This window comes from Peptoniphilaceae bacterium AMB_02 (genome assembly GCA_036321625.1).
GTDB classification, from domain to species: Bacteria; Bacillota; Clostridia; order Tissierellales; family Peptoniphilaceae; genus Microaceticoccus; species Microaceticoccus formicicus.
Map to the genome: position 1 here is coordinate 2,078,494 of CP143259.1, position 19,941 is coordinate 2,098,434.

The 19,941-nt window shown below is 37.0% G+C and carries 1 protein-coding gene; it reads right to left on the reverse strand.

Annotated elements, in window-relative coordinates; genetic code table 11:
- Positions 1-26: 26 nt before the first annotated feature.
- A complete protein-coding gene (locus VZL98_09975) occupies positions 27-19,940 on the reverse strand; it encodes an isopeptide-forming domain-containing fimbrial protein (GenBank protein WVH63016.1) in 19,914 nt (6,637 codons plus the stop codon).
- Position 19,941 lies beyond the last annotated feature (1 nt).

A 19,941-nucleotide genomic window follows, 5' to 3' on the forward strand; every position in this document is an offset into this window, starting at 1 on the left:
TCATTTAAAGTAAGCTCTTTTTGAAATTAATTCTTTCTTCTTCGCTTCAAGTCCGCGAACACAATTCCCATTGCTGCTAATACCATAGTTCCTATGTGTAATCCATATCCTTCAACTAAAGTAAAAGGATTTGTTTCTACTGGGTCTATTGGTTTTATTGGTTTCTCTGGACTTGGTGTTGGTTCAACTGGATCTTCTGGTTTGTCCGGTGTTGGATCTATTGGATCTACTGGTTTATCCGGTACTTTAGTGTTTATAATGTCATATCCACTGTAAGTTGCAGTATATCCAGTTGGTACAACTTCTTCTACTCTGTAGCTATAAGTCTTTCCATCTGCATCCTTTGTCATTACCTCTCCAAAGTCATAAGCCCAGTTGTTATCCTTGGTTACTGTTAATTCTTTTACTTCTCCAGTTGTTTCATTTATTAACTTAACAACTATTGAAGCAGGTCTTGTTGCTTCTGTGTCTCCAACCCATTTCTTAATACCATTAATATTTGTATATTCTGGTGTGCCTGGTGTTGGATCTTCTGGAGTCTTTGTATTAGTAATGTCATATCCACTGTAAGTTGCAGTGTATCCAGTTGGTACAACTTCTTCTACTCTGTAGCTATAAGTCTTTCCATCTGCATCTTTTGTCATTACCTCTCCAAAGTCATAAGCCCAGTTGTTATCCTTGGTTACTGTTAATTCTTTTACCTCTCCAGTTGTTTCATTTATTAACTTAACAACTATTGAAGCAGGTCTTGTTGCTTCTGTGTCTCCAACCCATTTCTTAATACCATTAATATTAGTATATTCTGGTGTGCCTGGTGTTGAATCTTCTGGAGTCTTTGTATTAGTAATGTCATATCCACTGTAAGTTGCAGTGTATCCAGTTGGTACAACTTCTTCTACTCTGTAGCTATAAGTCTTTCCATCTGCATCTTTTGTCATTACCTCTCCAAAGTCATAAGCCCAGTTGTTATCCTTGGTTACTGTTAATTCTTTTACTTCTCCAGTTGTTTCATTTATTAACTTAACAACTATTGAAGCAGGTCTTGTTGCTTCTGTGTCTCCAACCCATTTCTTAATACCATTAATATTTGTATATTCTGGTGTGCCTGGTGTTGGATCTTCTGGAGTCTTTGTATTAGTAATGTCATATCCACTATAAGTTGCAGTGTATCCAGCTGGTACAACTTCTTCTACTCTGTAGCTGTAAGTCTTTCCATCTGCATCCTTTGTCATTACCTCTCCAAAGTCATAAGCCCAGTTGTTATCCTTGGTTACTGTTAATTCTTTTACTTCTCCAGTTGTTTCATTTATTAACTTAACAACTATTGAAGCAGGTCTTGTTGCTTCTGTATCTCCAACCCAAGTCTTAATACCGTTAATATTAGTATATTCTGGTGTTGGTGGTACTTCTACCTTTTCATTTGTTACTGTTATTGCTACAGGCTTAGATGGATCTGTAGTATCTGGAACTGTAAAGTCATATCTGTTATCAACTGCTGGATCCTTATATCCGTTTGGAGCATTAGTTTCTGTGAAGTAATAACTTCCAGCTTTAAGTCCTCCAACTACGATTAATCCATTTGCATCTGTTGTATACTCTCCAATTAGAACATCTCCATCTGCGTTTACTTCTCCTACTGCCATTGGACTTACATCCGCTGCTGTCGTATTTGCAGTATTAAGATCAGCAATTTCAGTTTCTAAATCTGCAATCTTTGTTTCTAATGCTGTTGTATCAACTGTAGTACCAGCTTTCAAGCTATCAAGTTCGCTTTGAGCCTCATTAATATCACTATTAATTTGTGCAAGCTCACTATCAATATCTTGTATTACTTCTAGTGGTGTATCAGCTGTTACAGCATCCTTTTCAGCTTCAAGATCCGCATTTGTTGCATTAGCTGCACTATCAATATCTTGTTCTGTTGCTGCTAGTGTATCAGCTGTTACAGCATCCTTTTGAGCTTCAAGATCCGCTTTTGTTGCATTAGCTGTTACTAGATAAGCTTCAAGCTCTTGTATTCTAGCATCATTATTTGTGCTATTTGCAGCTGCAAGTTCTGCCTTAGCAGCTTCAAGCTCTGCATTTAGATTTTCTAATTCTACTGTAGTAGTATTTGTTCCATCTGCAGCCTTTGCCCAAAGTTCGAATACCGCTCCTGGAAGAACTTCACTTGTTACGCTATCAAGTTTTTGTAGAACTACACCATATTCAGTTTCAGGAATATTTACAAATACTGATCCACAAGGAAGAGTTCCCTTAACTGATCCATATCCTTCTACCTTAGTTTCTTCTACAGTGTATTCTATCTTATTGCCTGATTCATCAAATACTGGTAAATCAGTAAATACCTTAGTGTCATTACCTGTAATTGTGAAAGTTTCTAAAACTTCTCCATTTGCATATAAAGTGAATTCTGCAACATACTTACCTTGTTCTGGGCTAGTTCCATCAGGAGTTCCTTCTGGAATATCAGTCCAAATCTTTTGAACTTCAAAGTTTCTAACACTAGGTGTTACATTTACTGTATTAGAATTATTTTCTGGTCCATCATTAATTGATAATGTCGCAGTGTTTGGAACTACTTGTTTAATGTAGCCACTTAAATCTGCACCTGTCTTTATCTTAGCATTTATTGATAAAGTAATTTCTTTACCAACTAATTCATCAAGTCCATCTTTAATGTCTAATACTACCTTTGAAGTCGTAGCATCGACATCTGGAGTTAATGTGTCAACAACATCATTATTGACTTTAACTTCACAGCTTATTACTTCTAATACATCTTCTAAATCATCACTTAAAGTAAATCTTGTAGCTCCAACTGGAACTGTTGATTTTATATTATAAGTGAATACTTCTTCTAAGCTTGAAAGAATTTCATTTTCTTTACCATTAACATCCTTAACAACCTTTGGAGTTTCAGTTGGTGGTGTTACTGGTACTTCTTCTGTTTCTTTTGTTGTGTTTGTATCATCGTTTAAAGTTAGAGTTGCCTTATTTGGTACTGTGTTGTTTGTGTATCCGCTTAAGTCTGCTCCATCTTTAATTACTGCTGTTATTGCTAGATTTATTCTCTTTCCTGCTAAATCTGCAAATCCTTCTGTAATGTCTAATGATACTTTACTTGTTGCATCATCTAATACTACTTTTCCATTTAATGCATCGTTTGGTATTCCTGCTACTGTAACTTTTGTTCCTGTTACTTCTAATACGTCTTCTAAATCATCTGTTAGATTTAGTTTTGTATATCCTGTTACGTTGCTTGGAACGTCTACCCATACGTTGTATGTGAAGCTTTGATCTATTGATCCTAAGTTTTCACTTGCCTTACCATTTACATCTTTATGAGGTGTTGGAGTATCTCCTGGTGGAGTTACTGTTACTTCATTTGATGTTTTTGGTGTTCCATTAAATGTTAATGTTGCATTATTTGGTACTACTTGGTTTACATATGCGCTTAGATCTGCATCTGCTTTTATGCTTGATGTTATTTCTAAGCTTATTGTTTTTCCTGCGTAGTCTGCAAAGTTACTTGTGATGTCTATTGATACTTTTTGTCCATCTATTGTTGGAACAAGGTTTGTATCTTCTACTCCATCTACTTTTACTATTGCTTTTTCTGCTGCTAGCACGTCTACTAGAGTATCTTCTAACTTAATTTGAGTGTATCCATTTACGTTAGTTGGTACTGTTGTGTTTACGTTGAAGATGAATTTTTCATCTTTTGCTAACAGATTTAAGTTTCCTTTTGTTGTACCTGTTCCATCTAACTTACTTACTGTTTTTTCTACAGGTGGTTCGTTAGGATTTGGTGGTGTTACTGGTACTTCTTCTGTTTCTTTTGTTGTGTTTGTATCATCGTTTAAAGTTAGAGTTGCCTTATTTGGTACTGTGTTGTTTGTGTATCCGCTTAAGTCTGCTCCGTCTTTAATTACTGCTGTTATTGCTAGATTTATTCTCTTTCCTGCTAAATCTGCAAATCCTTCTGTAATGTCTAATGATACTTTACTTGTTGCATCATCTAATACTACTTTTCCATTTAATGCATCGTTTGGTATTCCTGCTACTGTAACTTTTGTTCCTGTTACTTCTAATACGTCTTCTAAATCATCTGTTAGGTTTAGTTTTGTATATCCTGTTACGTTGCTTGGAACGTCTACCCATACGTTGTATGTGAAGCTTTGATCTATTGATCCTAAGTTTTCACTTTCCTTACCATTTACATCTTTATGAGGTGTTGGTACTTCTCCTGGTGGAGTTACTGTTACTTCATTTGATGTTTTTGGTGTTCCATTAAATGTTAATGTTGCATTATTTGGTACTACTTGGTTTACATATGCGCTTAGATCTGCATCTGCTTTTATGCTTGATGTTATTTCTAAGCTTATTGTTTTTCCTGCGTAGTCTGCAAAGTTACTTGTGATGTCTATTGATACTTTTTGTCCATCTATTGTTGGAACAAGGTTTGTATCTTCTACTCCATCTACTTTTACTATTGCTTTTTCTGCTGCTAGCACGTCTACTAGAGTATCTTCTAACTTAATTTGAGTGTATCCATTTACGTTAGTTGGTACTGTTGTGTTTACGTTGAAGATGAATTTTTCATCTTTTGCTAACAGATTTAAGTTTCCTTTTGTTGTACCTGTTCCATCTAACTTACTTACTGTTTTTTCTACAGGTGGTTCGTTAGGATTTGGTGGTGTTACTGGTACTTCTTCTGTTTCTTTTGTTGTGTTTGTATCATCGTTTAAAGTTAGAGTTGCCTTATTTGGTACTGTGTTGTTTGTGTATCCGCTTAAGTCTGCTCCGTCTTTAATTACTGCTGTTATTGCTAGATTTATTCTCTTTCCTGCTAAATCTGCAAATCCTTCTGTAATGTCTAATGATACTTTACTTGTTGCATCATCTAATACTACTTTTCCATTTAATACATCGTTTGGTATTCCTGCTACTGTAACTTTTGTTCCTGTTACTTCTAATACGTCTTCTAAATCATCTGTTAGGTTTAGTTTTGTATATCCTGTTACGTTGCTTGGAACGTCTACCCATACGTTGTATGTGAAGCTTTGATCTATTGATCCTAAGTTTTCACTTGCCTTACCATTTACATCTTTATGAGGTGTTGGAGTATCTCCTGGTGGAGTTACTGTTACTTCATTTGATGTTACTGGTCCGTTACCAATATCTAGGTCAGCTGTGTTTCCAACTATTGCATTTGGATGAGCTTTCAAGAATTCTTCAAGATTAGTAATTGTCGCATCAAAGGTTAAGACAACGACTTTACCTTTCAGACCTTGAACTTTAGTTGGGTTGTTGTAGTTGAAGGTAATTAAGTTGTTTTCAAGTGTAAACTCAATATCTTCAACTTGATCACCTAATTTAACTTCTTGACCGTCTAGAGTTACTTTTACTGAGTTAGGATCAACTGTTAATTGTTCATCTACTTGGTCAGTAATTGTTAATTTAGTCCAACCATTTGTATCTTCTGTTGGAACCGTCACTGTATAAGTGAACTTTTCATCAACAGTACTTAGGTCGACATGGCTTAGATCTTTTTGATCTTCGTCACTTACAGTTTTAACTGGTTCTGGTGTTCCTGGTGTTACGTTGTTCCAAGTTAGAGCAATTGATTGAGTTTGATCTGCACTAATTGTAAATGTTATTGGCTTATCATTAATCATCAATCCAACTGGAGCTTCACTTTCTACAAAGTAGTAGTTACCTGCGTCAAGTCCTGTTACAGAAATTTGTTTTCCTGCTGAAGCTGTATATTCTGATTCAGTTTCAGAGAACGGAATCTCAACATCTACACCAGTGGTTGGATAAGCTGGCATATCTCCTACTTGTTTGTAAAGCTTAAACTTAGCTGCTTGATCTCCACTTAATGGTTCACCGTTTGCCAACTTAGTTAAGATAACATCTCCCTTAGGTGGTGTCACAGTAACTTCATTAGATGGTATAACCTCGCCATCATCATTAAGTTTTAAAGTAGCCTTATTAGGAACTTTATTATCAGTATATGCAGACAGATCTGCTCCATCTTTAATATTAGCTTTGATTTCTACTCGAATGGTCTTGCCCGCAAGTCTATCAAAGGCAGAACCAAAGATTGATGTCAAGAATCCACTATTGATAGTTAAGCTTACTTCTTGTTTTTCTGCATCATCTGCATCTTGTACAAGCTTAACTTCTTTAGTTAAATTCTCATCTTCTTGCTCATCTACATAAACTGTAATCTTATCTCTTGAAGTAGTTAATACTTTTTCAAGTGTATCTGTCATCACTAACTTATTAAAGCCAGTTACATTTGTTGGAATAGTGTACTTAACATTGTAAACAAATTCTTCTCCAATGCTTGCAAGATCTTCATGTGTCTTTGCATTTACTGTTTTCACAGGTGTTGGCGTATCTCCTGGTGGAGTTACTGTTACCTCGTTAGAATCTTTTGGCTTATCATTAAAGGTTAAGGTCGCCTTGTTTGGTATAGCTGACTCGCCATAAGCATAGGCAATTTGATCCATAGTTACAGAATCTTTAATCTTAGCCTTGATGACTAGGGTAATAGTCTTACCTGCATAGTCTGCAAAGTTTTCTGTAATTGTTAGACTTACCTTATTGCCGTCTACTTGAGCTGCAGGTCCCGCATAAGTTCCACTGCTCAATTCAACGCTTGGTTCTCCAACAATTTCTAATACTGATTCTAAAGTATCTTCTACAATAATATTCTTGTAGCCTTCAACGTTATTTGGAACGTCTACAGAAACCTTGTAAGTGAATGGTGTTTCTTTTGTCTTTAGAAGTAAGTCTTCTTTTGTCGCATCACTTATAAGAGCATCTGTTGTTTCAACTGTCTTTTCAACGGTAGGTTCCTCTCCTGGAGGAGTGATATTCACAGTATTAGAAGTCTTAGGATCGTTGTTGATTGATAATGTTGCTTCGTTTGGTACAACAACATCTGTTGATCCTTCAGCAATATAAGCCTTTAATTGTTCATCCGTTGTGTCAGCCTTAATATTTGCATCAATACTAATTCTTACTGTCTTGCCTGCTAGAGCTTTGAAGTCAAAGTTTGCTGTTTCTGGGATTTCAAACTTCACTTCTTGTCCATTTACAGTCAAGTAGTCTTCCTTGTATTGAGCATTCACAATATCGTTGATATAAACTGTAACTCTGTCTTTGTTTGTTTCCAATACATCTTTCAATGTATCTGTTATTACAAATGACTTAAAGCCGTTTGTATTGACTGGAACTTCGACACGAACGTCATAGAAGAAGTTTTGGTCTTTCTTGCCAAGGGTCAATTGGTCTTTACCATTTACTGTCTTCACTGGTGTTGGAGTTGTTCCTGGAGGTGTTACTGTAACTTCATTTGATTCCATAGGTTTATCGTTGAAGTTTAGAGTTGCCTTGTTAGGAACTTGTTCTCCTTGATACTTAGTTAAGTCTGCATCAGCCTTGATATTAGCTTCAATTTCAAGGGTTACAGTCTTACCTGCATAATCTTTGATAACTGATGACAAGTCTAAGCTTACAGTATTTGTCGCTTCATCAACTTTTGCTTGTGGACCTTCATAGTTTGAGGCATCACTTAATAGAACTTGCACAGTGCCTATTTTCAGCACGCTCTCAAGTTTGTCTTCGATTATGAACTCAGTGAATCCATTTGTATTTGTTGGTACTTGAACATTTACAAAATATTTGTAAGTTTCGTCTTTAGCTGCCAAGTTTAGATTTTCAGAAGTCTTATCTGAACCATCTTCCTTAGCAACTTCTTTGTTGATCTTTGGTTCCTCATCATTTGGAGGTGTTACAGGTACATCTTCTGTATCAAAGGATTGGTCTGGATTATCTCCAACTACCAATGTTGCCTTGTTTGGAACTGTATTATTTTCGTAGCCTGATAAATCAGCTCCGTCTTTAATATTTGCTCCAATGGATACTTCAATGTGTTTACCTGCATAATTTTTTAATTGTTCTACTGGAATATCTAATACTACAGTGTTATCGTCAGAGCCTTCAACCTTGTCATTTACTCCAAGGCTAACCATTCCTTTAAGTGTAGTATCTACATTTCCATTTACTCTTACAACAATTCTATCTAGAGCTGTTTCTAATACATTTTCTAAGTTATCTGATAATACATACTTAGTAAATGTAGATACATCTGCTGGTACATTTGCGTTGATGTGGTAGGTGAATTTTTGATCTAGTGAACCTAGGTTCTTAGATTTATCACCATCAACGTCTTTCACAGGTGTTGGATCTTCTCCAGGAGGAGTTACCTTAGCTGTATCTGTAATATCTTTTGTTGGGTCGTTTTGATATGACAATTTAGCTGTATTTGGTAATACACCATCTACAAGGTAATCTGCCAAGTTCATACCTGTGTTAATTGTTGCTGGAACTGTTACTTTAATTACTGTTCCTGCATACTTGTTAGCTTCTGCTGCTCCTACAATTTGTAGGCTTACTTTTTGGCCAACTGTTGTTAAATTACCTGCTGCTGATGTTGTTAATGCGTCATCCTTAACTCCATCTTTTGTTACTTCTACTGTTGCTGCTTCTAACTTAAAGATATTTAGGAAAGTATCTTCTAATACTATCTTAGTAATATCTTTTGTGTTCATTGGAACAGTGATGTCCATAGTGTAAGTTAATTGTTCATCTAAGCCTTCAATCTTAATTTCATCTGCTGGAGTATCGTTTGTTCCTGCTACAGCACCTTTTACCTTCTTGTCTAATGTTGGTTCTTCTCCAGGAGGAGTTACTAGTACTTCATTAGAGTCTGTTGGCTTATCGTTAAATGTTAATGTTGCTTTGTTTGGTACAGAGCCTGTCAAGTACTTGCTTAGGTCTGCTCCATCTTTAATGTTGGCATTAATTACCATTGTGATAGTCTTGCCAGCATATTTTGTGAAGTCTACTGTCGGATCTGTTGTCTTGTTAAGTTCTAAGCTTACTACATTTCCATTTGTCGTTGCTTTTAATGTAGTATCTTCCACTCCATTTACTAGTATCTTAACTGTTCCAACTTGAAGTACGTCTTCTAGTGTATCTTCAATCTTAATTTGATTGTATTCTGCTACATTAGTTGGTACTTTTACATCTACATGATAGATATATGGTGTTGTTAATGTTGCTAGTGTCAATGGATCTCTAGACACGTTGTCGTCAGCTGTTCCAACTTTCTTTTCGATTGTTGGTACTTCATCATTTGGTGGTATCACTGGAACATTATCTGTATCCTTAGCTGGATTATCGTTTAATGTTAAGCTTGCCTTGTTTGGAATTTCATTGTTTGCATATCCAGATAGGTCAGCGTCCTCTTTAACCTTAGCTGTTATTTCAAGGTTAATTCTCTTGCCAGCTAGCTTGTCAAATCCACTTGTAATATCTAATGTTACTACGTTTGTTCCATCTGTTGTTACTTGTACTGCACTTGTTAAAGTAGAATCTTCAACGCCTGCTACTGAAACTTTTGTTGAAACAACGTCTAATACGTCTTCAAGGTCGTCTGTTAGGTTTAACTTAGTGTATCCAGTTACGTTTGTTGGAATATCAGCCCAAACATTGTAAGTGAATTCTTGAGTCTTACTTATTAGACTATCCTTTGGCTTTCCGTTTACGTCCTTCTTAGGATCTGGTGTTGTTCCTGGAGGTGTTACTGTAACTTCGTTTGATTCCATTGGTTTATCGTTGAAGTTTAAAGTAGCCTTGTTTGGAACTTTTTCGCCAGTGTATGCTGATAAATCTGCATCTGCCTTGATATTAGCATTAATTTCAAGGGTTACTGTCTTGCCCGCATAGTCCTTTATTACACTGCTTAGGTCTAAGCTTACGGTATTTGTTGCTGTGTCTGTTGTTGGTTGTGGGCCAGCATAAGTTGAACCGTCACTTAATACAACTTTAGTTGATACTATGTCTAGTACACTTTCAAGTTTATCTTCAATTACAAACTTAACAAATCCGTTTGTGTTTACTGGAACTGTTGCGTTTACATAGTATTTATATTCTTCTGTCTTGCTTCCTAAGTCAAGATTTCCATCTGTCTTGTTTGTTCCGTCTAGTTTAGAAACTTCCTTCTTGATTGTTGGTTCTTCATCATTTGGAGGAGTTACTGGAACTTCATTTGTATCCATATCATCGTAAGGATTGTCTGTGATTGATAAGGTTGCTTTGTTTGGAACTGTGTTGTTAGTGTACTTGCTTAGGTCTGCGTCTTTTGCTACATTGGCGTCTATTGAGATTTCAATATATTTTCCTCTGTAGTTTAGAAGAGTATCTAATGGAATATTTAGAGTAACAATGTTCTTGTCTGTTCCATTTTCTGTAACAGTTACTAAGTCAGTTAATTCTGTTGATTCTGTTCCATTTACTTTTACTATTATTGTGCCTGGTACCAATACGTCTTCTAAGTTATCCACCAATACATACTTAGTGAACTTAGAAATGTCTGATGGTACTGTTGCTCCAACATGGTAAGTGAATACTTGGTCTTTTGCTCCAAGAACTAAACCATCTTTTCCGTTTACATCCTTCTTAGGTGTTGGATCTTCTCCCGGAGGTGTTACCTTTGCTGTATCGTCAATGTCCTTTGTTGGGTCATTAGTGTAGGACAAGGTCGCTGTATTTGGTAATGCACCTGCTACTAGATAGTCTGCTAGGTTCTTAGTTGTGTCGATAGTAGCATCAATAGTTACAACAATCTTAGTGCCTGCAAATTGGTCCGCATCTGCATCTTTAACTAACAATTCTAGTAATTGTCCGTCAACTTTTACTACATCAGTAATGTCATTAATAGCTGTTGTTAATTCTGCATTATCTGTTCCGTCAAGATTTACAACCTTCACTGTAGGAGTGGTTCCTAGCTTAAAGATTGGTAGGAAGGTATCCGTTAAATGAATCTTAGTAATGTCTTTGGTGTTGGCTGGAACGGTAATGTCCATTGTATAGGTTAGTTTTTCATCTAAGCCTTGAATAGTAATCTCGTCTTCACCATTGACCTTCTTATCAAGTCCTGGATTTTCTCCTGGTGGAGTTACCGTTACATTGTTAGAAGTAGATGATTCGTTGCCAACTGTTATCTTAGCTTCGTTTCCTACTACCGCATCTGGGTGAGCTGCTAGGAAGGCTTTGATATCAGTAATCTTAGCATTAAAGGTCAATACTACAGTCTTTCCTAATAGAGCCTTCGCTTTTTCTGCTGTGTCTAACTTAAAGGTAATCACATTGTCTGCATCAAGAGTTAAGCTTGCATCGTCTTGTGCAGCGATTGTATATTCCTTGGTGTCAATGACAACTTTAACACTGTCTTCATCTACGGTTAGAGCCTTGTCTACTGGGTCAGTTAAAGTAAAGTCTGTCCATCCGTCTACCTTGGTTACTGGTACTTCTACCTCGTAAGTGAATGATTCATCCACTGTAGTTAAGTCTACATGGTCAAGGTTATTTTGGTCTGAATCCGTTACATCTTTCTTAGGTGTCGGGATTTCAGATTTCTTGTTATCAACTGTTAGAGTCTCAAAATCTTCTAAACCAGTAGTTGTAGCTACCCCATTCTCTATTGTAATCGTAAATTCTTTATTGCCTTCACTGATTACAAAACCATTTGGAGCTACTGTTTCTTTAAAGTAGTATTCTCCATCAGCTAAGTTTTTAACTGTAATTTGGTCTTTTCCACCAACTTTTGTAGTTGAGTAAGTGCCAATTAGAGTATCCTCTGTAGCTGGATCCACTGCCTTCTTGTAAAGTTCAAAGGTTGCAGAAGTTCCAGCTGGAAGAGCCTCCCCTTCGGCTGTCTTAGTTAAGGTTACTTCACCAAGAACTGGTTTTACATCGACCTTGTTGGAAGATGTTGGGCCGTTGCCTACTTCTAGGTTAGCTGCGTTGCCTACAATTGCATCTGGGTGAGCCTTAATAAATTCTTCTGGTGTAACTTTGATCTTAGCTGTGAAGCTTAGAACAACATCTTGATTTTCTAAGTTCTTAATTTCAGCTGGATCAGTTACCTTGAAGGTAATTAGGTTATCTACAACATCAAATTGTGATGCGATCCCAGGTGCTGTCGGTGTATATTCTGTTGTTCCTACTGTTACTTTTACTGAACCGTCAACTATTTCTAGTGTTGAATCTACTGGGTCAGTTAGAGTGAATTCTGTCCAACCTGCTGTTGAGCCAACTGGAATACTTACTTCATAGTTAAATGGCTTATCAAAACCTGATAGGTCTAATTGGTCAATACTTAAAGTATCTTCTCCTACCTCCTTTTCAGGTGTTGGGGTTGTTGACTTAACGTTGTTAACTGTAAAGTTTTGTCCTTCTTGACCTTCAGGAGTGTAAGTGAAGTTGTTTCCTGCTACTGCTTGGATTGTAGTTGTTCCATCGTCAGCAGTTACAGCTTCAATAGTAAATTCTCTTGCTGTTTGGTCTAATACAAAGCCTGCTGGTGCAGTAATTTCCTTAAAGTAGTAGTTTCCTAGTTCAAGGTCTTTTACTGTGATTGATGCATCTACGCCAGTTGCGTATGAGCCTATCTTTGTATCTTCTGTAGCTGGCGCAACTGCAACTTTGTAAAGTTCAAAGACTGCTGCAGTTCCTGATGGTAATGCTGCACCATCTGCTAATTTATTAAGTGTTACTTCGCCTGTCTTTGGTCCTACTTTTGTAGTGTTTGAAGTTACTTCTGGTTCACCATTAAACATCAAGGAAGCATTGTTTGGAATCATAGATTCTTTAAATTCTGCCTTGATTTGGTCAATAGTTACGCCGGCCTTAATCTTAGCCTGGAAGGTCATTACTACATCCTTGCCAGCTGTGTCAAACATAGCTTTAAGATCCGCATCGTTTGCTGTATAAACTACAGAGGTCGTTTCATCTGCATTTACTACATGAGTTACTGTTGCGTTAGCATTTTCTCCACCAATAGTTACAGTAACTGGTTCCACAACTTCTAAGAACTTGTGAAGGTTATCTGTTAAGACAAATTCTGTTGGTACTTCTTTGATTTGTGTACCAGGGATTGTAATTACATATTCATGGACTTGATCCATAACATCAAGAAGTTTTTCTTCTGCCTTATCCACTGTCTTTTCTGGGGTTGGCACATCACCCTTGGTGTTGTTCCAGGTTAAGGATTTAGCTATAGTTTGGTCTGCTTCAATTGTAAATTCAATTGGTGTAGCATCCAGTACATAGCCTGCTGGAGCTTTAGTTTCCTTAAAGTAATAGGATCCAGCTTCTAAGCCATTAACTGTAATTTGATTATTTGTTGCGTTAACTTCAGCTGTATAAATTGGTGCTTCTACAGTTCCTCCTAGGGCTACTTGAGTGTCATCTTTTTCTCCATTTTCAGCACTATCAACTAAGCCTACGACCTTGTAAAGTTCGAAGCTTGCCGTTTGTTCATCTGTTAATTCTTTTCCATCTACCAACTTAGTTAATATTACATCACCCTTAGATGGAGTTACATAAACTTCATCCGTTGTTTTTTCTGGACTATCATTAAGTTTTAATTTCGCAGTATTTGGAATCTTGCCATCATTTTCAGCGTAAGCAGATAAGTCTGCATCAGCTTTAATATTAGCTTTGATTTCTACACGGATAGTTTTTCCTGCTAGGTCTTCAAAGGCATTGCCAAACAAGAAGGTTGCAAATCCTTTTGTTGTTTCTAACTTAATAGTTTGTCCTTCTGTAGCAGGATCTGCTGGTTCTGTTACTGTTATTGCATTTGTTAGATTATCATCTTTCTTATCATCTACATAAACAGTAATTCTATCTTTAGCTGTAACCAACACTTTTTCCAAGGTATCTGTCATCACTAATTTTTCAAAGCCAGTTACATTGGTTGGAATGGTGTATCTTACATTGTAGATAAATTCATCCTTGATGTTTCCTAACTTAATGTCTGTTTGAGCGTTAACATCTTTTGTTGGAGTTGGTGTATCTCCTGGTGGTGTTACGCCAACTTCGTTGGAGTCTTTTGGATCTCCATTAAATGTTAATGTTGCCTTGTTAGGAATTGTTGAGTTTCCATAGTTGTGAGCAATTTGGTCCATAGTTACAGAGTCTTTTATCTTAGCATTAATTACTAGGGTTATTGTCTTGCCTGCGTAATCTGCAAAGCCTTCTGTAATATCAAGGGTCAACTTATTAGTGTCAGTCGTATCTGTTACAACTTTCCCTGTTAAAGTATCGTCCTTTGTTCCATCTACTTGTACTTCATATGAAGATACTTCAAGTACATCTTCTAGGTTATCTTCTAACTTAATAGACTTGTAGCCTTCTACATTGCTTGGAACAGTTACATTAACCTTATAAGTGAATGGTGTTTCTTTTGCTTTTAGTAAAGCTGCTTCCTTAGTAGCTGCTACATCTGTAGTTTCTACTGTCTTTTCTACTGTAGGCTCATCTCCTGGTGGAGTTACGTTAACCTTGTTCGAAGTCTTAGTAGTGTCGTTAATCTTCAAGTCTGCTGTATTTGGAACAACTACTTCTGTTGATGGATCCACAATATACTTAGCTAGGTCTGCATCTGTTACTGTAGACTTGAAGTTTGCTTCTATAGATAATCTTACTGTCTTACCAGCAAGTGACTTAAAGTCAAAGTCTGGGTCAATATTAGTATTATCAATATCTAAAGCAATAACTTGTTTTCCATCAACATCAGTTGTACTTGTTACATATTGTTTCAAATCAGCGTTTACTAGGTCATTTACATATACTGTTACCTTAGATAAATCAGTTGGTGTTTCAAGAACACTTTCTAACTTATCTGTAATTGTAAACGATTCATATCCTGTAACATTTGTAGGAACTATTGCCCTTACATCGTAAGTGAATGTTTGGTCTTTGGTTCCAAGTTTTAATGGTGTTGATCCTTCTTTTGTTTGATCGTCTCCATTAATGGTCTTAATTGGACCTGGAATTTCTCCTGGTGGAGTTACCGTTACTTCATTGGAATCCTTAGGTCCATTTCCTACATCTAGGCTAGCTGTATTTCCTACAATCGCATTTGGATGGGCTTCTAAGAACTTAGCTAGATCTGTAATGGTAGCATCAAAGGTTAGAACGACAGTCTTTCCAAGTAAAGCTTTGGCCTTGGTTGGGTTGGTGTAGCTAAAGGTAATCTTATTAGATTGCTCAACTGTAAAGACTTCTCCTTCTTCTAAGGATGTTTCATCATATTTGTAAGTCTTATCGACTGTTCCATCAGCATTTTTGATTTCAACTTTTACATTTTCAACTTTAAGTTGACCATCAACTGAGTCAGTAAGTTCAAACTTAGTCCAACCATCTACCTTAGTTACAGGTACTTCTACCTTGTAGGTGAAGGTCTTTTCAATAGCTGATAGATCTAAATGTTTATCTGATTCATTAATAACTGTACCATCCTCAGCCTTTTCTCCTACTGATTTCTTAGGATCAGGTGTAGTAGAAGTGGTGTTGTCTACAGTAAAGCCAGTGAAATTATCTCCTGCAACGACTTCTATTGTCTTACCATCTTCTCCTAACTTCACTTCAAATTCTCTTGGAGTAGTATCTAATACATATCCCTCTGGAGCTTGGGTTTCTACAAAGTAGTATTTGCCTACGCCTAAGCCTGAAACTGTAAGTTTGCCATTTAAGGTTGTGTAAGAATTTAACTTTTCATCATTTAAAGTATCTGGTTTATCTCCTACTTGCTTGTAAAGGTCAAAGCTTGCAGCCATATTTGATGGAAGTTCTTTACCATCTATTGTTTTTGTTAAAGTTACTTTACCAAATGGAACTTCTACATTGGCGTCATCTGTTAGCTTAGGCTCATCATTCACCTTAAGTTCTGCTGTATTTGGAAGTTGTCCTTCTACTAAGAAGCTTGAAATATCCTTAGCAGGGTCAATATAGGCTGTAATTGTTAGAGTAATCTTCTTACCTGCATACTTAGCAATCTTGTCTGCACCCTCGATAGTGGCAGTTACTGTTGAGCCATTTTGAGCGACTTCAACTAAGCCATCAGTATCGTCATTGTCATTGACTCTTACTGTAGCCTTTATATTCTTTTCATTTGTTTTATCAGTGATAAATATTTCTTTCAGAGTATCGGAAATTTCAAACTTATTGTAGCCTGCCACATTTATTGGAACTGTTGCATCCACTGTATAGGTAATCGGCTGTGTTAAGTCTGTAATGACTTCAATATCTGTATCTTTTCCTTCTTTTCCGTTAACTTTCTTATCAATTGTTGGCTCATCTGGCGGAGTGACTGTTACAGTTGATTCATCCCCAGGCTCGTTATTTAAAACATACTGAGCCGTATTTGGAACTTGTGTTTTGCCACTTGTTTCGTCCTTATATGGAGCTAAGTCATCTGCTGTAAGTCCAGTTTTCAGACTAGCATCAAATTCCATAACAATAGTCTTGTTTACAAGTTTTGTAAAGTCATAGCCGTCTACAAATTTAGCTTCGATTAGTCCATCATCAGTAGCAGTTGATGCTGTATGAGTTAGGATATAGTCTGCTCCTTCCACTAAAGGAGTAATGACTCCCTTGTCATCAACATAGGTTAACTTAATAGCTCCTGGCACTTCCAAGACTTTAGCATAGGTGTCTTTTATAGACAGGCTAGCATAGCCTAATACAGATTCTGGAACCTTTGTGTCTACCTTATAAGAGAATACTTGATTTACACTGGTTAAGTCTAGATGTTCTTTTTCTTCAACTGTCTTCGTGGTTTCTGGTGTACCTGGTTCTTCTGGCACTACATAAACTGTATTGGAATCTGCTGGTGTGTCGTTAATGGTTAACTTAGCTGTATTTGGAATACCTGCTGTATTTTCTGGAATAGTTACATAATCCATTAAATCTTTCAGCGTCTTTCCATCAGCCACTTTCGCTTTAAAAGTCAACTTAACCGTTCTGTTTTCAATTTGATTAAAGGCAGCAATTCTATCTGCATCTGTTGCGGCAGATTTATCAATAGTAAACTTAATCGTTTTTCCTTCTACGGTAACACTTCCTAAAGACTTAATATCTTTACCATCAGCTGTAATTGTGGCTGAATCAGCTACAATTTCTAATAAGTCGTTAACAGTATCTTCTAAAACAAAAGTCTTATATCCTTCCACAGAAGTAATCGGTACTTCAACCGTATACTCAAAGTCTTTTGTTAAAGATTCAAGAGTATATGACTCTCCACCATTTACTTTCTTTTCAGGAGTTGGCGTTTCTGTCTTCTTATCTTCTACAGTTAATACTTGAACTGTCTTTTCAACTGTTTCTGTAGCTTCTGGATCTGTTTCTTGTCTGGTTTCTGTTGTTAGAGGCACTTCAACATTGGCAGTATCTCCTTCTGCCACATACTTGCTATAAACTTTAACATTTCCATCATTATCTACTACAAGGGTATATTCGGTTTCATTTACTAAATATCCCGCTGGAGCTTTAATTTCCTTCAGTTTATAAGTTGTATTCGGTTGTAAGTCAGAAAGATATACTTCCCCATTTTCTCCAGTTGTGATGGTTCTTACGATATTTTCGCCATTGGCATTGGTGTAGGTTAAGTTAAAGACTGCCCCAACTACTGCTACTGGAGTTTCTGAGTCATCCACTTTTTTCAATATAGTACTATTATTCGTATTACGCTTATTGGTTACTTCGATTGTATTGGTTAAAATATTTGGATAATAAATACTATTAGTTTCTACCTCTTCGTAGCTTGATGAGTAGCCATCCACTGGATGCTCAACAATATAATAATTATATAGGTTACCCTCTTCATCATATCGATAGAGATCTTCTCCCCAGAACTCTCCAGGGAATTGACCACGTTGGATTTCGATGGTGTACTGACCTGTTGTATCGTTTTTAGCCTTATTGTTGAAGTCAGCATCAAGGCTATCTCTTTCGTCACCTTCATCAGGTGTAAGATCTTCGTCAGTTAAGTCAAAACCTTTGCTAAAATCCACCTTATCCGGCTCACCCTTAACAATGATTCTCTGAATTGTCATTGTTAAAGCATCAGGTCTCATCTTATCTTGGTTATCATTGTCGTCCCAAATTTTATTGACCGGTACTCGAACTAATCGTCTGTTGGAGATCAATGCAGGATCTTCACCAGTCCCATCATAGGTGTATTCTTGACCATACTCAGCTGCAATAGTTGGGTCTTTAAGGATATCCTCATAGTTGGAAATACCCTTAATCTTAACAGCCTTCTTGGTTATCTCATTTCCGTCAGCATCTGTTTCAGGATTTCCATCAATATCTACTGGGACATCCACCCCTACCTCTACAACATATGCAGGATAGGTAGCAACGTATAGACCATCATGTGGTTGGCCATTTTCATCATAATATCCCGCCGGAACTCTAACCTCTTCAAGAATGTATTTGCCAGGAGCTAATTGATCTTCAATGGTGAAGAAACCATAACTATCAGAAGATAGATAAATCTTTTCTCCGTTGATAACTGGACCTGTTTCATCACCAAGTTTGTATTGTTTCAACATAAATTGCCCGAAGGCTAAACCGTGCTCTCCAAGGTCGTCCACTTTCTTGAAGGTAATGCCATAGACTTCTGGTGGTGTCACTGTGGCAGAACTTTCTACCTTATGACTATCATTCACAAGTAAGCTAGCTGTATTAAGAATCTTTCCATTGACTAAGGTCATCGTCGATTTATTCTTGTGGGCTGGATTGATTGCCACAGGAATCGTCAGTCGAATGACTTTTCCTTCAATGGCTTTAATGGTATCCTCACCCGTAATATCCAGTTCAACTTCATAGCCTTCTGTTTCTGGGTTCAGGCCTCTAGTAAATGAAATTCCTGCATAGGATGGGTCATCAGATTCGGCTTGGAAATTAGCTCCTTGGCCTGTACCAATTTCCATGTCTACGCTGGCACTATCTTTGATAATCAAATCTATCGGCAGAATATCAGTGAAATTCAATTTGCTGATTTCCGTCACATCATCTGGCATGACTATGTCAATCACATACTCAAAATCAGAAGCCAAAGTTGGAACGTCGTAGTGGCTGTTGGCATCGTGAATTTTTGCGGTAGTCGGCGTTTCACCTGCTGCAACTTCTGGATCTTTTAATGCATCAGGATTTCCGTCGGTGTAACCTCTTACCATCTTATTCAATTCAGGTAAGTGAGGTTTCGGGTCGACGATTTCGCCTAAGGCCTGTACTGGAATTCCTTGAGAAGAATCCCAGCTATGGGTAGGTTCATCTGGATAGGTTATATCACCATTCTCTCCCTTTTCGCCACGATACATCTTATAAGTGACTGTATATTCTTCAACGGTTCCTACATGGCCAAACTCTAGTTTGAAGTAGATATCATCTGCTATTAGGTAACCCTCCGGAGATCTGGTTTCTCTTAGGAAATACTCTCCCCCTTCAATTAATGGAACTATAACTTCTCCATATTTATTAGTTGTGATTTCTTCGCGAATTTTTTCTTCTGTACCCGCATTTAATCGATAGACATCAAAAGTCGCACTTTGTCCCTCTGGCAATGGCAGGGTTGTACCTTCTGTTTCTCCTTCTAATCTCTTAGTAAATTTAACAGAAACTAAATCACTATACGATCTAACTTCATTGGTTTCAATGCGGTTCTCAGGTTTATCGTTTAAGGTAAAGAAAGCTGTGTTTGGAGCATATCCTGTGTTACCAGTAACATATCCATCTCTCTTTAACAATTCAACTAATCTAGCCGTCGAAACTACAACCTTGGCATCAAACTCAAAGCGAAGGGTTGAATTTTCAAAACTAGGAATGACCGGTTCCGTTGTTCCCGGTTTTACCTCTAAGTTTTTAAAGGTAATGGTTCGTGAGTCTGGACTTAAAGTTCTTCTAAACCAGTTAGATACGTCCTGATTCGTTCCGTCCTCTTTAACCAAGGTCACTCTTGAACTATTTTGTATCACCGCTGCAACTTCATGGACTGTATCTTCCACT